We start from the raw sequence: 16,031 nt of genomic DNA, 5'->3' as shown, positions 1-16,031 counted from the left end.
ATGGTTCAGATCGCGATCAACAGCGATGTCGCCGAAGGATTCGGTGCGTGGAGCTTCGGCGATGATGCCGGCATACTAGAACACGTCACGGCAGCCAATGTCGCCTGCGGATTCCACGCCGGCGATCCGAGCATCATCCGTGAGGTCTGCACCACCGCCGCAGCAACAGGGGTGTCGATTGGTGCCCAGGTCTCCTACCGCGATCTGGCCGGCTTTGGCCGGCGATTCATGGACATCAAGCGCACCGATTTGGTCAACGATCTGCTGTATCAGATCGGCGCGCTTCGCATCTTCGCCGAAACAGCCGGAAGCCGATTGAACTACGTCAAGGCCCACGGTGCCCTGTACAACGCGGCGGCCAGACACCACGAGCACGCCAAAGCCATCGCCGAGGCCGTGGCCACTGCCGGGCGCGGACTGCCGCTCCTTTGCCAACCCGACACGGAAACGTGGACCGTAGCCCTGAATGCCGGCGTCGTGCCCCTCGCAGAAGTCTTCGCAGACCGTGCCTATACGGCCGAAGGGCTCCTTGTCGACCGGACACAGCCCGGTGCCCTCATTACCGACCCGCAGGAAGTGGCCGACCGCTGTTTGCAGATGGCCACCGAGAACACCGTGAAAGCAATAACCGGAGAAACAGTGCACTTCACGCAAACGCCCGCAGCAATCTGTCTTCACAGTGACACCCCGGGCGCCGCCAACATAGCCGCCAGACTCGCCGCCACCCTTCGGCAAGCCGGCGTGCAGCTCGTTGGAATCGGAGCAGGAACGTGACAAAAAGCATCACAATGCATCGGGCTGGCGACCGGAGCCTTCTCATTGACCTGCCGACCCACGCCGTCGCCGCGCTGACGGCAAACCTCATGACGGGGCCCTGGGCCGCACGCCTCGAATCAGTCGTCCCCACATCAGCGACAGTTCTGCTCACGCTGCATCGGCAAGCAGACCTGCCCGAGCTGCAGACCTACCTTGGCGAGTTCGCCAGAGACCCTTCCGAGGTCACCGCAACTCTTCCCCAACGGCGGACCATCACAATTCCGGTGGTCTACGACGGACCGGACCTGGAGTTTGTAGCCGAGCAATGCGGACTGGCGCCCTCAGAAGTCATCGACGAACACACCAGAACTGAACACTCCGTGGCTTTCTTCGGCTTCGCGCCAGGATTTGCCTACATCGACGGTCTCTCCCCGAAACTGAACCTGCCACGGCGGGACACGCCGCGCACGAGCATCCCCGCCGGATCCGTCGCGATCGCCGCCAACCAAAGCGTCGTCTACCCCGGGGACACCCCCGGGGGATGGCACCTGATCGGTCGAACAACCACTCAACTGTGGAATCTGGAGGAGACGCCTCCGGCCAAGTTCAACGTAGGCGACAAGATCATCTTCGAGGCTGCGGGAGGAGAACGATGACCATGATCGCCGGCTCCCTTCAGGCACATGTTCAGACAGCGGGCCTGAGCGTCCTGGCATCAGGCCCTATGACCACCTTGCAAGACGGCGGACGGTACGGCTATTCCCATTACGGAGTAACCACATCAGGCCCTCTGGACCGGGAAAGCTTCGCCATGGCCAATCGTCTGGTCGGCAACCAGGACGGTGAGGCAGCACTTGAGCTGACGCTGGGCGGCTTCTCCTGCGTTTTGGACGCAGGGAGGTGGGCATCCCTGACGGGCGCCCCGGCACGAGTCACTGTCGATTCGGCACCGGTCCCCGACCCGTACCTCTTTTGGGTGCCGGCGCGGTCCACCCTTGAGGTAGCCGTGCCGAAGATCGGGCTGCGCAGCTACCTGGCGATCAGCGGAGGATTCCAAGGCACACCTGTGCTTGGGTCCCTCTCTACGGACACCCTGTCAGGTATCGGTCCGGCCCCAATCAAGAAGGGCGCAACACTAACAGTCGGCCCTCCCCAAACGCCCGTTTGGGATACGGACTCCGTCTTCTGCCGCATCCCGGTCGGAATAGCGGAGGTCCGGTTCCGGTGGGGGCCACGCGACGGACTGTTCTCCCCCGCAGACAAAGAAATCCTCACTTCGTCCAGCTGGACGGTATCAACGGAGACAAACCGAGTCGGGGCCAGGCTTACGGGCCACCGGCTCGACTGCCAGTTCGGGTCGCTCCCCAGCGAAGGAACAGCTCTCGGTTCCATCCAGATTCCCCCTTCAGGGGAACCCATCGTTTTCCTGGCCGACAGGCCAGTGACAGGAGGTTACCCGGTTATCGGTGTCCTTACCGAACCCGACATCGGGTATCTAGCCCAGGCAAGACCGGGCAGCAAGATTAGATTCACAGCCATCAACTGAACCATCGAATACCGGCACTCCTTCATAGAACGCCACCGTCGCCAGGGACCCTTCACCCCTGAAACGCACCTGAACGACGGTGGCATCCTTTTCTGCACTCATTTCCCGCAGCTATGCTGCGCCAACCTACCGAGGTTTCCATGAGTACCATTACCAGCAAATCAGCTCACAGGGTGAAAAACACCCCCAGACGAGCCGCCATCGCCGCGATGGTGGGCACCGCCATCGAATACTACGAATTCGGCGTCTACGGCTACCTTGCCGTCGTGATCAGCCCGTTGTTCTTCCCCAGCGCCGAACCGGCAACAGCGCTGCTGTCCACCCTAGCCGTCTTTGGCAGCGCCTTCCTCATCCGCCCCCTGGGCGGAATCATCCTAGGACGTCTGGGTGACCTGTTCGGTCGCCGTATCGTTCTGCTAGTCACTGTCATCGGCATGGGCACGGCGACGGCCTCGACCGGGCTGCTGCCCACACATGAGACCGTCGGCCTATGGTCACCCGTCCTGCTTCTTGTGGTCCGGCTTTTCCAAGGATTCTTCGCCGGCGGCGAAGTTACGGGGGCCGCCACCTACGTCGCGGAATCAGCGCCCAACGGGCGCCGGGGATTTTGGGGTGGATTCACCCCCATGGGCGTCGCGATCGGCGGGGCAGCAGCTGCCACCGTTGCCGGTGTCTGCTCCGGCACTCTGACCGGTGCGCAAATGAGCGAGTTCGGCTGGCGCATCCCCTTCCTGATGTCCATTCCGCTGGTTATCCTCTCAATCCTTATCCGTCGGAAAATCTCCGAGGCGCACGCTTTTGAAGAGCTTCAGGAAAAGAACGAACTCCCGAAGGCACCGCTGAAGACCGTCGTCACCAAATACTGGAGAAACGTTCTTCGGGTCATCTTCATCTCCTTCGGCCAGAACGTGGGCTACTGGGTCGGGTTCATCTTCATGAACATCTACATGACCCAATACCTGAAAATGGACCGCACGACCGTTTACTGGACCATGGCCGCCATCGGGATTGCAGTGGCAGTCATGATGCCCCTGTGGGGCGGGCTCTCCGACAGGATCGGCCGCCGCAAAGTTTTGACAATCGGATTCGTCGGCTACTTGGTGCTGGTTGTCCCCATGATGCTCCTCATGGGTCTCGGGAACATCCCGCTGGCTATCGCCGCGATGGTCGTACTGGCCCTTCCCATGCCCATCGTCCAGTCGGTGGGGTACCCGACATACACTGAACAATTCCCCACGCACGTCCGCTACACCGGAATCTCGCTCAGCTTCAATATCGGCACCATCCTCGGCGGAGGCCTGACACCGCTCCTGGCGACGTCGCTCATCGCTTCAACAGGCAACCTGCTCGCTCCCGGGTTTATCCTCATCGGTGCCTGCCTCGTCGCCCTTGTCACCCTTCTGCGGATGCGCGAAACCTCCAAGGAAGAACTCGAGCAGTGATCAGCACACCGGCACAGCTTCGAGCCGAAATTCGCACCGGGAACTGGACATCACCTACTGCCGGTGTGCTTGGCGGCTACCAGCAAGCCAATTTCGTGGCACTGCCGCAGGAGAACGCCTTCGACTTCCTCCTCTTCTGCATCCGCAACCCCCAGGTCTGTCCGGTAATCGACGTCTCTGAACCAGGCGTTCCCCTGGTGCAGCTTGATTCAGGAGCCGCCGATGTACGGACAGACATCCCGCGCTATCGGGTTTGGCAAGACGGGGAGTTGGTTGCCGAGCCGCTTGATGTCAACGCTTATTGGACGGATGACCTTGTCGGATTCCTCTTGGGTTGCTCACATACGTTCGAAGGACCTGTGGCGGAAGCAGGATTCACGATGCATGAGAACCCTGGTTCTCCGGCCCCGCCCGTCTACATCACCAACAGGAATGTCGTGCCGGCCGGCAAGATCGCTGGCCGACTCGCGGTCAGCATGCGTTCCTTCCCGGCAGGCGAAGTCGCGGGTGTCGTTCAGGTGACGTCCCGTTACCCCACCGGACATGGGGCGCCGGTTCATATCGGCGATCCCGGAGGGCTAGGCATCCGCGATCTCCGCTCGCCGGACTTCGGTCCGAAGCCCAACGTCCTGGAAGGAGAGGTCCCCATGTTCTGGGCCTGCGGAGTGACACCCCAGCTCGTCCTGCCGGATCTTAGAATGCACACTCTCATCACCCACTACCCAGGACACATGATGGTGCTCGACAACAAGCCCGTCGCGCGCCTCTGAACACACATCATGGAGAGAATCAGCCAAATAACAAGAAAGAAAATAGTGAGTCCCTCGCCCGGGTCAGTCATGACGCATCGGACAGGGTCGCATTGCCCTGCTACCGGGCTCTGGAAGGATTCCCGCGGCGACGTCCGGCTCATACCCCAGGGTGCCATTTTCCCGGGACTCGATAGCGGGCCTTGCATCTGGACCTTCCAATGCGAGGAACATCATGCTGTAAACACCTAAACGCCGTTGGGGGCCGAGGAAATCGGCCCCCAACAGACCACAAGAACGGTGAGACAAATGAACGCAGTCCTGAATTTTACAGCGGTCGGAGTCGCCGTTTCTGTGACGCTGTTGAGCGTCCCCAGCCTGCGTCGCCTCACCACCGTGCCGGAAGCGATTAGTACTTGCGTCACCGGAGCACTTCTTGGAGGACTGACGGCAGCCAGCCTGTTAGGCCTTGAACTCGCGTCTGCCCCGCACGGGCTCACGTGGTTCACTGCAGCGGTGGGCTCCGTGGCATTGCTGCTCGTCACTTTGAGGCTAGGGCCGAAGCCCCAAGAACCGCGCCGGCGACAGTAGTCGTCCGTAACGAAGAAACTGTGTTCGAAAGGAAACTATGGATGACACTGACCTGCTGCCAGCCAGGCAAAAGCCCTGGCCAGAAGTGAGCCGCAATGACATGGTCGCGGTTCCCGCAGGCGCTCAACGATTAGTGGGCTGTCTGCTTAGCCGTCCGAGCGGGGAACGCGGCCGACAAAAAGCGCCCGGTAGGGCTCCTTCGCCTCTGCTGCCAGTGGCTCCAGGGATTCGCCGTTGATAGTCAGGCCCCAGCTGGACAGGATCTCGGTCCTGAACAAAGACCCCATGAGGGTGGCTTGGCTGGATGTCTCCGTTCGGCGAGGAGATACATAAGGATGGCCCCTCCACTAACGCGACCACCCCGGTCCCCAGCGGCCCCGCCGCTGTTTCGGCATTCCATCCCGCCATGTCCGATCAATCGCTACCGACTCAGGACCAATGACTCTTCGATTCGCATTGGTGGCTCCGCGAGTCGCGTCACTTTCAGGCTGGGGGCGGTGGCGGTTCCCCCTTCGGCATAAAGCGACAGACGGGTGCTGTCCGGCCCCGGAAATATAAGGCCTGTCATGGTGACCTGGCCGTCTTGGGCGAAAACTTCCACTGAGCAGTGGTCGATGAAGAGGGTGAGGGTGTATGACCCGTCGGAGGCCGGTTTTAGTGGGGCCGTATCAGTGGATGCAAAGGCGTCATGGAATTCCGTATTGCCGGAGCGGGTCCGGTCCATGATGAGCCGATTCTCGGAGGGGCGGATGCCGATGCGTGTGCCGTCGGTGCCCTTGCCTCGAATGATGAGTCCGAATTCCTCTGCGGATTCCGGGATGAAGGTTACCTCGATTATCTCTACCGGTGCTCCCGCGTCCAGGTGGCGTATTTCTTCATCTATAGCAAGATCTGCCCAGCTGTTCACAGACAGTGAGTTGCCGGTTCGATATTCGTCGGCGACCCGTTGGGACAGGCGGGGCTGGCCCTGGTGTGTGACAAGGGAGATTTCGCGTACGAGTGACATGGAACTGCGCCATGGCCAGGTCGGGATGGCGGCGCCGTATTGCCAGTTGTTCATCCAACCGACCATGAGACGGCGCCCGTCGGGTGCGTTGTTGAAAGACACAGCCGCGTAGTAGTCACGTCCCCAATCGAGCCAGTGGTAGGCGTCGAGCTCGGCCGTTTGGCTGCTGCCGTCGGTGACGGTTGTTTCGGAGGTGAAGGTCACGCCGTCGAAGTGGCCGACAAAGTATTGGCCGCCTGACCCGCTATTGGGCCCTCCGGGGTTGAGATTCACGGTGAGAATCCACTTGGTCTGCTCTTCGTCGCCGTCCAGTGGCAAGGGGAAAAGGTCAGGGCATTCCCAGACGCCGCCGGTGGCGTTGGCGGGTCCGAAGCTGCTGAGGTAGTGCCAGTCCCGAAGGTTATAGGAGCTATAGATGACCACTTTGTGTTCCTCGGCTTCGACAGCCACCATGACCCAACAGCTGCCCGAGGGGCCGTTGTAGCGGAACACCTTCGGATCGCGGAAGTCTGCGGAGTTCCTGTCAAGAACGGGGTTGCCCTGGTACTTCGTCCAGGTGTAGCCGCCGTCGGAGCTCCAGGCCAGGGACTGGGCCTGTGTGCCCCGGCGGGCTGAGCTGTCCTTGTAGGCGCTCGTGTAAATTGCCACCAGCGGGGCGGTGTCCCCGTTGCCGAGGCCGCTGGTGTTGTACTGGTCAATGACGATGCTGCCCGAGTAGATGTCCTCTTCGGCGTCGCAGAGGATGGCCACGGGCTGCTCGTCCCAGCTGATCAGGTCCGCCGAGGTAGCGTGGCCCCAGGACATGTTGCCCCAGACGTTCCCGAAGGGGTTGTTCTGGTAATAGAGGTGGTAGATGCCCTCGTGGTAGACGAGTCCGTTCGGGTCGTTCAGCCAGGTGTTTTGGGCCGTGTAATGGATGGCGGGCCTGAAGATGTCATCCTCTGGGACGGGAATGGCAGTCATGACGTTGGGTGCCTTAGGGGTAGTCGGTGGGTCGCCGGGGTAGGTGGCAGCTGCGGCGGTTGCCGGAGTGACTTCCGGGCAGCAAGGAAACGCGATCGCCGGTTGAGGACAAACGTCGGGCCCGAAGAGCGGGTTCTCCCAGCCTTAGGGGATGCCGGCCCTGCACCGGCAGATGATCGCCATAGCGCAGCCGGAGAGGCTGTGTTCGTGTCAGTGGCAGCCGCAGGAAGCGCGCAGTACCAGCTCGGTGGGGAAGATTTTCGTCTGCGTTTCCCCTCCGGGCCTGGGGGCCAGGAGGGCCTCCAAGGCGGTCTGTGCCAAGTCTTTAACGGGTTGGGCGACTGTGCTGAGCCGGGGCCAGGTGTATTCGGATTCGGGTGAGCCGTCGAAGGCGAACACCGCGAGGTCCTCCGGCACCCGCAGGCCGCCCTCGTGGAAGGCGCAGAGCAGACCCACAGCCTGCTGGTCGGAGCTGACGAAGACGGCGGTGGGCCGTTCGCTGCGGGCCAGCAGCTCCTGTCCGGCACGGTACCCGCCCTCGCGGGTGAACGGTGTCCTGACGATGGGACCCGCCGTGAGGCCGGCATCGTGGATCCCCTGATGCCATCCGACCTCGCGTGCGTCAAGGTCACCGCCGGCATTGCCGCCCATGACCAGCCCGATGCGTTCGTGGCCGTGGCTAATGAGGTGCTCGACCGCCATGCGTGCCCCGTCCTGGAAGGCCACTCCAACGGAGTTGGAACCGTGGCCTCCCGCGCCGTGTTTCATGACGGCGGGACTGCCTGCGGTAGCGAGGTCGGTGCTGTGGTTCAGGAGCACGGCGGGGATGTCTGCCTGTTCAAGGTCCATCAGATCCGGCTCGAACAGCATGCTGCAGAGGAACAGCCCGTCCACCCTCCGGGCGGCGAAGTTCTTGATGAGGCGGCGCTCGGTGCGGAGCGAGGCCTGGGAGTCCGCCAGCAGGAGGGTGTAGCCCCGCTCGGCCGCGGCGTTTTCGACGGCGCGGGCGAGCAAGGCGAAGAACGGGTTCATGGCATCGGAGACGATCATGGCGAGCATCTCGCTGGAGCCCAGGGCAAGTGCCCGGGCTGCCGCGTTGGGCCGGTAGCCCAGCGCCCTGATTGCCTGCCGCACCTTGGCCTCGTTCGCCGGGGAAACGGCCCTGGGCCCGCCGTTGACCACGTAGCTAACGACGGCGGGGCTGACCCCTGCCAGCCGGGCGACGTCGTCGCGGGTGGTTGGCTTGGCTTGTGAGGTTGGGTGCGGCATGGCAACCATGCTAGCGGCGTTTTACTTGACGGCCTCGCGGAGTGCCGGGCGGGGCAGCTCTGCGGGGGCGTCGCCGAAGTCGGGCACTGGCAGGCGTTCGCCCCCGCGCAGGGCGGACTGGTGGGCAACGATGCCGGGAAGCGTGTAGCGGGCCGCTTCCCAGGCGTTGACCGGAGGCAGGGTGCCGGTGTTGATGGCGGTAACGAAGTCGTCCACGAGGAAGTGGTGGCTGCCCTCGTGCCCGTTGGGCAGTCCGAGGAACTCCGCCGGCAGGCGACCGGTGTCGTGCACTGACGCCATGCCGGAAACAAAGGCATCACGCAAGGCAGGAGCGACATTGGCCAGCATGGGGTCATCCATGTCCATGGTGGCCTGAGTCTCAAGGTCACCACTTATGTCTGTCACAGTGTGCTTGTCCTGCCAGACGCTGACAAGGGCCAGCTGCTCCATGCTTGCCTCGGTGCCGAAGTAGCGGAACCGGGATTCGCGGATGTGGGACGGGTAGCCGACGCGGCGCATCTCGTTGATCCGCATGGCGCCGCCGTCGTTCATTTCGAAGAGTGCGGTGGCGTTGGAGAAGTCGTTTTCGAACATGCTGACGTCCTTGTCGAAGACGCCGTCCTGACGCTGATCCTTAACGCCGACGCAGCTCACGCTCACGGCGTGGGAGCCGGTCGCTCCGAGGACACCGCCCACGGAATGGGTGGGGTAGAGCATGGGCGGGTAGCTGGCGGTGCGCTTCCAGTTTTCTCCGCCGCTGTACTGGTAGGCGTCGTAGAAGCCGAGGTCCATGTCGTGGACGTAGTCGCCCTCGGCGTAGAAGATCCGGCCGAAGGCGCCCTCGGCATTCTTCTTGCGGGCAAACACGGTTGCCGGGTTGTAGTAGCTTGTCTCACCCATCATGTACGTCAGGCCGGTCTCCCGGACCGCTTCGATGATTGCTGCGATCTCCGCTTCGGAGATCGCCATGGGGACGGCGGAGTAGACGTGTTTGCCGGCGCGCAGCGCCTGCACCACCAGGGGTCCGTGGGTCCAGCGCTGGGTGAAGATTGCTACGGCGTCGACGTCGCTTTCAAGCATTGCCTCAAAGCTGTCGAAGGTCCCTGTCGCGCCGAGGATGCCGCTTTGTTCCTCTGCACGCTCAGTGATGAGGTCGGTGAAGTAGATGTCTGAGATTCCGGGGTGGGCGGCGAAGAGTTTGGCGAATACGCCTGCGAACTGTCCGGCACCAACGATTCCAATTGAAGAAGTCATGGAAAAAGCATGCCGCAAAAATCTACGCGCGTCAACACTTCTTCAAGTTGACCCGATAAACCTTTGATTTAGGGGAAATTGATTGCATTAGTTCCTGCAACGCGCGTAGAGTACTGATCAGTTGTTACCTACCTCACAGGAGAGGGATCAAAGATGACCACCATTACCAAACATCGGGGCAAAGCCGTTCCGGCCCCGCGGCCCATGGCCGGTAAAGCTCCCAAGCAGAGCCTGGTCCGCCGCCTTGGCGACCTGAAAGTCGCGCTGCTGTTCATCCTCCCGGCATTGATCGGGCTCGTGGCCTTTTGCTTGGTCCCTACCGTCCGCGGCGTCTACCTGAGCTTCACCGAGTACAGCATCCTCGGCGAGCCCGAATGGATCGGCGTCGACAACTACACGGCGATCTTCAAGGATGAGCTCTTCTGGAACGGGATGGCCGTGACCCTCCAGTACGTGGGTCTCAACATGGTCCTGCAGTTCGCCATCGCCTTGGGCCTGGCGCTGTTGATGCACGGTGTGGCGAAATCAACCTTTGTCCGCGGCGCGCTGCTGCTGCCGTTCTTTGTCGCGAATGTGGTCGTGGCCCTGCTCTGGTTCTGGATGCTGGACTACCAGCTGGGCATCGTCAACGAGGTCATCAGCTGGATGGGGCTTCCCCGCGTCGCCTTCTTCGGCAGCGAACAGTGGGCAATCCCAACTATCGCCTTCGTCAACGTCTGGAAGCACATGGGCTACACAGCCCTGCTGATCTTCGCCGGCCTCCAGGCCATCCCCCACCATGTCTACGAAGTGGCTTCCCTGGACGGCGCGTCGCCAACGAGGACGTTCTGGAGCATCACCCTGCCGCTGCTGCGCCCGGTCCTGGCACTGGTCCTGGTAGTCAGCGTCATCGGCTCCTTCCAGGTCTTCGATACCGTCGCGATCACCACCCAGGGTGGCCCGGTCAACGCCACCCGCGTCATCCAGATGTACATCTACCAAAAGGCCTTCGCCGAATCGGACTTCGGCTACGCCTCGGCCCTGTCCGTCGTTCTCTTCGTGATCCTCGCCCTGGTGGCCTTCATCCAGATGAAGTTCCTCAAGGGCAATGAATCGGATCTGGACTAAGGAATCCCAGCCATGACTACCCAAACCCTTACCCGCAAACCAACCAACTGGCGCCGTATCGGTGCCTGGGCGCTAGTCGTCCTTGCACTCATCGCCACCATCCTCCCGTTCCTCTGGATGATTCGTACTGCGTTCTCCACCAATGGATCGCTGGCCTCCAACTCCACGAACCTCCTGCCGGCAGACTTCTCCTGGGGCGCGTTCAAGCGTGTCTTTGGAATGCAGTCCACCGAGGAAGCCCTCGCCGAAGGCGGTTCCGGCGCAGCCATCGACTTCTGGGTGTACCTGCGCAACTCGATCCTCTTTTCCACCGTAACAACAGCGTCCCAGGTCTTCTTCAGTGCCCTGGCCGCCTACGCCTTCGCCCGGCTCCGCTGGCCAGGACGGGACAAAGTCTTCGCCCTGTTCCTGGCCACCATGATGATTCCGGGTATCTTCACCGCTCTGCCCAACTTCCTCCTCATCAAGAATTTGGGCCTGCTGAACACGTTCGCCGGCCTAACGCTGCCGTTCCTGTTCATGTCCATTTTCGCCATCTTCTTCCTGCGCCAGTTCTTCCTCAGCATGTCCCGCGAAGTGGAGGAAGCAGCAATGCTCGACGGCGCCAAGCACTGGCGCATCTTCTTCCAGATCGTGCTTCCGAATGCAGCCGCCCCGCTGGCCACCCTCACGCTGCTGACGTTCGTGGGGCAATGGAACGAGTACTTCTGGCCACTGCTGGTCGCCAATGATGAGAACTCCCGGGTCCTCACCGTGGGCCTGGGTGTCTTCAAATCACAGTCCCCCCAGGGCGCCCCGGACTGGTCCGGCCTGATGGCAGCCACCATCGTTGCCGCACTGCCGGTCCTCATCCTGTTCATCGCCTTCGGCAAGAAGGTGGTCAACTCCATCGGCTTCTCCGGCATCAAATAAGCCGCAGACTCAACCGCTTCTCCCCTCACACACCTCACCCGGGCAAGCTCAGCCCTCCTCGAAAGGTCAATCATGAAGAAAACCCTAGGCGCCGTTGCTGCCGCCGCGGCCATCGCCATTTCCCTCTCCGCCTGCAGCGGCGGATCCACCGCCAGTGAGGCCAAGGGCGAAATCAACTACTGGCTCTGGGACGCCAACCAGCTCCCCGCGTACAAACAGTGCGCGGAAGACTTCCACAAAGCCAACCCCGACATCAAAGTCAAGATCACCCAGCGCGGCTATGGCGACTACTGGACCACCCTGACCAACGGATTCGTCGCCGGAAACGCCCCGGACGTCTTCACGAACCACCTCACCAAGTACCCCGAAATCGCTGCGCAGAAGCAGCTGCTCGCCCTCGACGACGCCGTCAAGAACGACAAGATCGACGTGGACATCTACAACGAGGGCCTCGCCGACCTTTGGCTAGGCCAGGACGGCAAGCGCTACGGCCTGCCCAAGGACTGGGACACCGTAGGCCTGTTCTACAACACGGCCATGACCGACGCCGCCGGGCTCACCGCCGAGCAGATGGCCAACCTGGACTGGAACCCGAAAGACGGCGGCAGCTACGAAAAGGCCATCGCCCACCTCACCGTGGACAAGAACGGCAAACGCGGCGACGAAGCCGGCTTCGATAAGAACAATGTCGCCGTCTACGGCATGGGCCTCGCCGGCGCGGGCTCCGGCCAGGGCCAGGCCGAATGGAGCTACCTCACCGGCACCACCGGCTGGACCCACACCGACAAAAACCCCTGGGGTACCAAGTTCAACTACGACGACCCCAAGTTCCAGGAAACCATCGCCTGGTGGGCCGGCCTGGTCGACAAGGGCTACATGCCCAAGCTTGAAACCACCGTCGGCGCCAGCATGTCAGACGTCTTCGGGGCCGGGAAGGCAGCCATCAACGTCAACGGCTCCTGGATGATCGGCCAGTACACCAGCTACAAGGGCATCAAAGCCGGCATTGCCCCGACACCCAAGGGACCCAACGGCAAGCGCGCGTCCATGTTCAACGGCCTGGCCGACTCGATCTGGGCCGGCACCAAGAACCCGGCTGCTTCCGTCAAGTGGGTCGAATACCTCGCCTCCTCCGACTGCCAGGACGTCGTAGCCTCCAAGGGCGTAGTTTTCCCCGCCATCAAGAGCTCCTCCGAAAAGGCCGCCGCGGCCTTCGAAGCCAAGGGCGTCAACGTCAACGCCTTCACCACCCACGTCAAGGACGGCACGACCTTCCTCTTCACCATCACCGAAAACGCGACAAAGGTCGATGGCCTCATGGCGCCGGCAATGGACGCTGTGCTGTCGGGCAAGAAGGACGCCAGCAGCCTGACCGAGATCAACGAAAAGGTCAACGCCCTCTTCAAGTAACCATCCGACGCCGGTGGGAGGGGCGGACCTTTTCGGTTCCGCCCCTTCCACCCGCGCGACAACGATCCACCCCTACAGGACCACCATGTACACAAATGCATCACATGAAGACCTCCTCCACGTTCGCGTCAAGGACCGCCGCCAATTAGAGGACCAACTGGACAAAGCAGTGAACATCCTCGCCGGACGGGCCCAGCACTGCGGCTGCAAAGGGATCCTCGTTGCCCGGCACTCCGCCCGGGACTTCACCGTCCAGCTCCACCCCGATATCCCGTACGGAACCATCCAGGAAAGGCAGGACTGGTAACCCGCAACGGGAACAGCCCCTCCTGGAAACCATGACCAGAAATCACCCATCCCACGGGATGAAACGCCGCCGGAAACCCCAACTCAACCCACGGAGAACCCCTTGACCCTGGACCTGCATGCGAACAGCACACGTCCCTTCCTGGCCGCCGGGATGGAGATCTCGATCGACCCTGCGCGTCAGGTCCTCACCCTGGCCACCCCCGACGGCGCATCCCTGGCGCGCCTTCGCCTGCTTGCCAGCATCAACACGACCGCCGGCACTGACGAAATCCGTGTCACAGACGTCAACGTCAACGCCCCCGACGGGAACCTCACCCAGATCGGAATCACCGCGATGAGCTCACTGTGGCAGCACCACCACACCCAGCTGCGCGCCGGCGTCGACGCCCTCGAACTGACCACCACCGTCCAGGGCACAGGCCGCATCACATCCATCCGCCAGCTCGGCGCCCACGTGGCCGGCTCCGGCCTGCTTCCCAGTGACCTGCTGCACAGTACCGTTTTCTCCCCCAACCCGGACCGGCCATGGCAGGTCCTCCGCCCGGCGGGGGAATCCGCAGCCCTGGGCGTAGTGGGAGACGGTGGTCAGCCCGGCGTCGGAAGATGGCTCTTCACCCCACCCCCACTGTGCCTGGCCCTCTCCCCCAACGACCCCGACGCCTCGCCGGCGTCTGGCGGGCCCTGCCTGATGATCGGTGTCGCAGCCAAGCGGCGCCCCTTCACCCAGTTCACGTACGACGCCCTCACCCCGGGCTTTTCCCTCCGTTACGACTACGACGGACACACTTCAGTCGAGGGCCACTTCAGCACACCCACACTCCTGCTGTTCCTCGCCGATAACCCCTACGACGGGCTCAAACGCTACCGCGAGCTGCTCGACGCACGAGGTCTGCTGCCCGCCCGCACCCAGGCCCCGCCCTCACCAGCGTGGCTCGAACCGATGTTCTGCGGCTGGGGCGCCCAAAACGCCGACGCACTGGCCTCCATCGGCGGTCAGCGCCCAGCAGTCGACCGGGCACGACAGGCAGACTACGACGGCTATCTCAACACGCTCACCACGCACGGAATCGTGCCCGGAACCATCGTCATCGACGACAAATGGCAGCAGGACTATGCCACCTGCCGGCCCGACACCGAAAAATGGCCGGACATGGCCGGGTGGATCCGGGAACGGCATGACGCCGGCCAGCGGGTCCTGCTCTGGTACAAGGCCTGGGACACCGAGGGCGCACCACCGGAAGCCTGCGTCCGTGACCACACCGGTCAGCCGGTCGCCCTCGACCCCGAATCACCGGCCGGGCGCAAACTGATCCGGCAAGCAGCACGGTCCATGATCGGCGAGCTCGGTGCCGACGGGATCAAAATAGACTTCACCGCCTCCACCCCCGCAGGCTCAGCCCTCACCCATGCCGGGCCGTCATGGGGAATCGACCTGCTCCACGAACTGCTCGCAGTCCTGTACCAGGCCATCAAGGAAATCAACCCCGACGCCCTCGTGGTCACCCACACACCAGACCCCGGCTTCCGCGACGTGACAGACATGCTCCGCCTCAACGACGTACTCATGCTCGACCAGCCAGGCGGCCACACCGAACCACCCAACACCACCCCCGGCACCGGCGTTGTCGACACCATGACCCACCGCGCCCGGGTCGCCACATCTGCATGCCCGGAACTGCTGATCGATACCGACGGGTGGGCCCTGCCCAGCCAAGCCGCCTACCAGAGCTGGACCTCGGCACAAGCCGGTCTCGGGGTTCCCAGCCTCTACTACACCGACCGCCTCGATGTACCCGACCCCAGCGAACAACCCATCCCGCCCTCGTCCCTGCACGCCACAGCGCAGCACTGGGCAGCCTACCGGGCCACGCTAACCGTCGAGTCTAAATAGCGTACGGAAAAAAAGCGGGGGTGTGCAGCGTCGGATGGCGGGAGGCTGCACACCCGCCGCGAAACACAGCAGCTTGGGCTTCGCTCGAAGCATCTGAGCGCCGCCTGCACCAAGGAGTCAGTGCGCCCTGGCTTTGTTGCGGCCCTCACGTACATGCTGACCTCCTGGGTTGACCCTTTCCGGCCGGTTCATTCCTGCCTTCAAACTTCCCTCACCCGTGCGCCGGCCCGCTTCTCCCAGCGGCAGGCAGAAAGGCACCAATGACCTATTCGGCTGCGAACACCCGCTATGAATCCATGCCCTACCGCCGCGTCGGACGCAGCGGCATGAAACTTCCCGCCATCTCCCTTGGCCTGTGGCATAACTTCGGCGACGACAAGCGGTTTGATGAGCAGCGCGCCATCCTCCGCCGAGCCTTCGACCTGGGCATCACCCACTTCGACCTGGCCAACAACTACGGCCCGCCGGACGGCTCGGCCGAAACCAACTTCGGCCGCCACCTGCAGGACGACTTCGCCCCCTACCGGGATGAACTCGTCATCTCCACGAAAGCCGGCTACTACATGTGGCCCGGCCCGTACGGCGAATGGGGCTCCCGCAAATCCCTGATCTCCAGCCTGGACCAGTCCCTGCAGCGCATGGGCCTGGATTACGTGGACATCTTCTACAGCCACCGGCCGGACCCCGAGACGCCCATGGAGGAAACCATGGGGGCGCTGGACTACGCCGTGCGTTCGGGCAAGGCGCTGTACGCGGGTATCTCCTCCTACACTCCGGAACAGACCATCGAGGCGGCCCGGATCCTGAAGGAACTCGGCACGCCGTT

The 16,031-nt window shown here is 62.7% G+C and carries 14 protein-coding genes and 1 pseudogene; 11 read left to right on the top strand and 4 right to left on the bottom strand.

Annotated features, from left to right (window positions below; translation table 11 throughout):
• The 5 genes from AB0N24_RS22165 to AB0N24_RS22145 all read left to right on the top strand — a co-directional run bounded on the left by AB0N24_RS22165 (position 1) and on the right by AB0N24_RS22145 (position 4,514).
• Positions 1–774: a 5-oxoprolinase subunit PxpA gene (locus AB0N24_RS22165; RefSeq protein ID WP_364129128.1), complete on the top strand. Its 774-nt coding sequence runs from the start codon at positions 1–3 to the stop codon at positions 772–774.
• The gene (locus tag AB0N24_RS22160; protein WP_364129125.1) at positions 771–1,412 is read left to right on the top strand and encodes an allophanate hydrolase subunit 1; all 642 of its coding nucleotides are present in this window, start codon (positions 771–773) and stop codon (positions 1,410–1,412) included. The genes AB0N24_RS22165 and AB0N24_RS22160 overlap by 4 nt, the downstream gene beginning before the upstream one ends.
• Positions 1,298–2,302 (top strand): biotin-dependent carboxyltransferase family protein, encoded by a 1,005-nt coding sequence (locus AB0N24_RS22155; RefSeq protein WP_364129122.1) that lies wholly within the window; start codon positions 1,298–1,300, stop codon positions 2,300–2,302. The genes AB0N24_RS22160 and AB0N24_RS22155 overlap by 115 nt, the downstream gene beginning before the upstream one ends.
• A 140-nt stretch (positions 2,303–2,442) precedes the next feature.
• Positions 2,443–3,744, top strand: a complete 1,302-nt coding sequence (locus AB0N24_RS22150) for an MFS transporter (RefSeq protein WP_364129120.1) — start codon at positions 2,443–2,445, stop codon at positions 3,742–3,744.
• Complete coding sequence (locus AB0N24_RS22145; RefSeq protein WP_364129117.1) at positions 3,741–4,514, top strand: DUF1445 domain-containing protein; 774 nt, start codon at positions 3,741–3,743, stop codon at positions 4,512–4,514. Before AB0N24_RS22150 ends, AB0N24_RS22145 begins: the two co-directional genes overlap by 4 nt.
• 719 nt (positions 4,515–5,233) lie before the next feature.
• Here AB0N24_RS22145 and AB0N24_RS22140 read toward each other — a convergent pair.
• From AB0N24_RS22140 to AB0N24_RS22125, 4 genes and pseudogenes are all read right to left on the bottom strand, one after another.
• Positions 5,234–5,492 (bottom strand): annotated as a pseudogene (locus AB0N24_RS22140) (glycogen debranching N-terminal domain-containing protein); the annotation flags it as partial.
• 13 nt (positions 5,493–5,505) lie between these two features.
• Complete coding sequence (locus tag AB0N24_RS22135) at positions 5,506–7,053, bottom strand: glycoside hydrolase family 32 protein (RefSeq protein WP_364129114.1); 1,548 nt, start codon at positions 7,051–7,053, stop codon at positions 5,506–5,508.
• Positions 7,054–7,263: 210 nt separating this feature from the next.
• Positions 7,264–8,322 (bottom strand): LacI family DNA-binding transcriptional regulator, encoded by a 1,059-nt coding sequence (locus tag AB0N24_RS22130; RefSeq protein ID WP_364129112.1) that lies wholly within the window; start codon positions 8,320–8,322, stop codon positions 7,264–7,266.
• Between the two features lie 21 nt (positions 8,323–8,343).
• The gene (locus tag AB0N24_RS22125) at positions 8,344–9,576 is read right to left on the bottom strand and encodes a Gfo/Idh/MocA family oxidoreductase (protein ID WP_364129109.1); all 1,233 of its coding nucleotides are present in this window, start codon (positions 9,574–9,576) and stop codon (positions 8,344–8,346) included.
• Between the two features lie 204 nt (positions 9,577–9,780).
• On the opposite strand from AB0N24_RS22125, the gene AB0N24_RS22120 reads away from it, so the two are divergent.
• The 6 genes from AB0N24_RS22120 to AB0N24_RS22095 all read left to right on the top strand — a co-directional run.
• Positions 9,781–10,683 (top strand): sugar ABC transporter permease, encoded by a 903-nt coding sequence (locus AB0N24_RS22120; RefSeq protein ID WP_364129277.1) that lies wholly within the window; start codon positions 9,781–9,783, stop codon positions 10,681–10,683.
• A 12-nt stretch (positions 10,684–10,695) separates the two neighbouring features.
• Positions 10,696–11,595: a carbohydrate ABC transporter permease gene (locus AB0N24_RS22115; RefSeq protein WP_364129106.1), complete on the top strand. Its 900-nt coding sequence runs from the start codon at positions 10,696–10,698 to the stop codon at positions 11,593–11,595.
• Positions 11,596–11,667: 72 nt separating this feature from the next.
• Positions 11,668–13,005: a sugar ABC transporter substrate-binding protein gene (locus AB0N24_RS22110; RefSeq protein WP_364129102.1), complete on the top strand. Its 1,338-nt coding sequence runs from the start codon at positions 11,668–11,670 to the stop codon at positions 13,003–13,005.
• An 85-nt stretch (positions 13,006–13,090) separates the two neighbouring features.
• Positions 13,091–13,312, top strand: a complete 222-nt coding sequence (locus tag AB0N24_RS22105; protein ID WP_364129099.1) for a hypothetical protein — start codon at positions 13,091–13,093, stop codon at positions 13,310–13,312.
• Positions 13,313–13,414: 102 nt separating this feature from the next.
• Positions 13,415–15,205 carry a hypothetical protein gene (locus tag AB0N24_RS22100; RefSeq protein WP_364129096.1) on the top strand — a complete coding sequence of 597 codons (1,791 nt, stop codon included), beginning with the start codon at positions 13,415–13,417 and terminating at the stop codon, positions 15,203–15,205.
• A gap of 260 nt (positions 15,206–15,465) precedes the next feature.
• A partial coding sequence (locus tag AB0N24_RS22095) for an aldo/keto reductase (protein WP_364129093.1) occupies positions 15,466–16,031 on the top strand: 566 nt, incomplete at its 3' end.

The sequence above is a fragment of the Arthrobacter sp. NPDC093128 genome, from assembly GCF_040683875.1.
Lineage (GTDB): Bacteria > Actinomycetota > Actinomycetes > Actinomycetales > Micrococcaceae > Arthrobacter.
Note: the sequence above shows the minus strand (reverse complement) of the source record. Positions and strands in the feature narration are given on the sequence as shown.

Bases quoted from the DNA above. Each gene is read 5' to 3' on its own strand.
- AB0N24_RS22150 (WP_364129120.1), top strand. From the start codon at position 2,443: ATGAGTACCATTACCAGCAAATCAGCTCACAGGGTGAAAAACACCCCC.
- AB0N24_RS22155 (WP_364129122.1), top strand. From the start codon at position 1,298: ATGGCACCTGATCGGTCGAACAACCACTCAACTGTGGAATCTGGAGGA.
- AB0N24_RS22135 (WP_364129114.1), bottom strand. From the start codon at position 7,053: ATGACTGCCATTCCCGTCCCAGAGGATGACATCTTCAGGCCCGCCATC.
- AB0N24_RS22130 (WP_364129112.1), bottom strand. From the start codon at position 8,322: ATGCCGCACCCAACCTCACAAGCCAAGCCAACCACCCGCGACGACGTC.
- AB0N24_RS22105 (WP_364129099.1), top strand. From the start codon at position 13,091: ATGTACACAAATGCATCACATGAAGACCTCCTCCACGTTCGCGTCAAG.
- AB0N24_RS22115 (WP_364129106.1), top strand. From the start codon at position 10,696: ATGACTACCCAAACCCTTACCCGCAAACCAACCAACTGGCGCCGTATC.
- AB0N24_RS22120 (WP_364129277.1), top strand. From the start codon at position 9,781: ATGGCCGGTAAAGCTCCCAAGCAGAGCCTGGTCCGCCGCCTTGGCGAC.
- AB0N24_RS22165 (WP_364129128.1), top strand. From the start codon at position 1: ATGGTTCAGATCGCGATCAACAGCGATGTCGCCGAAGGATTCGGTGCG.
- AB0N24_RS22110 (WP_364129102.1), top strand. From the start codon at position 11,668: ATGAAGAAAACCCTAGGCGCCGTTGCTGCCGCCGCGGCCATCGCCATT.
- AB0N24_RS22125 (WP_364129109.1), bottom strand. From the start codon at position 9,576: ATGACTTCTTCAATTGGAATCGTTGGTGCCGGACAGTTCGCAGGCGTA.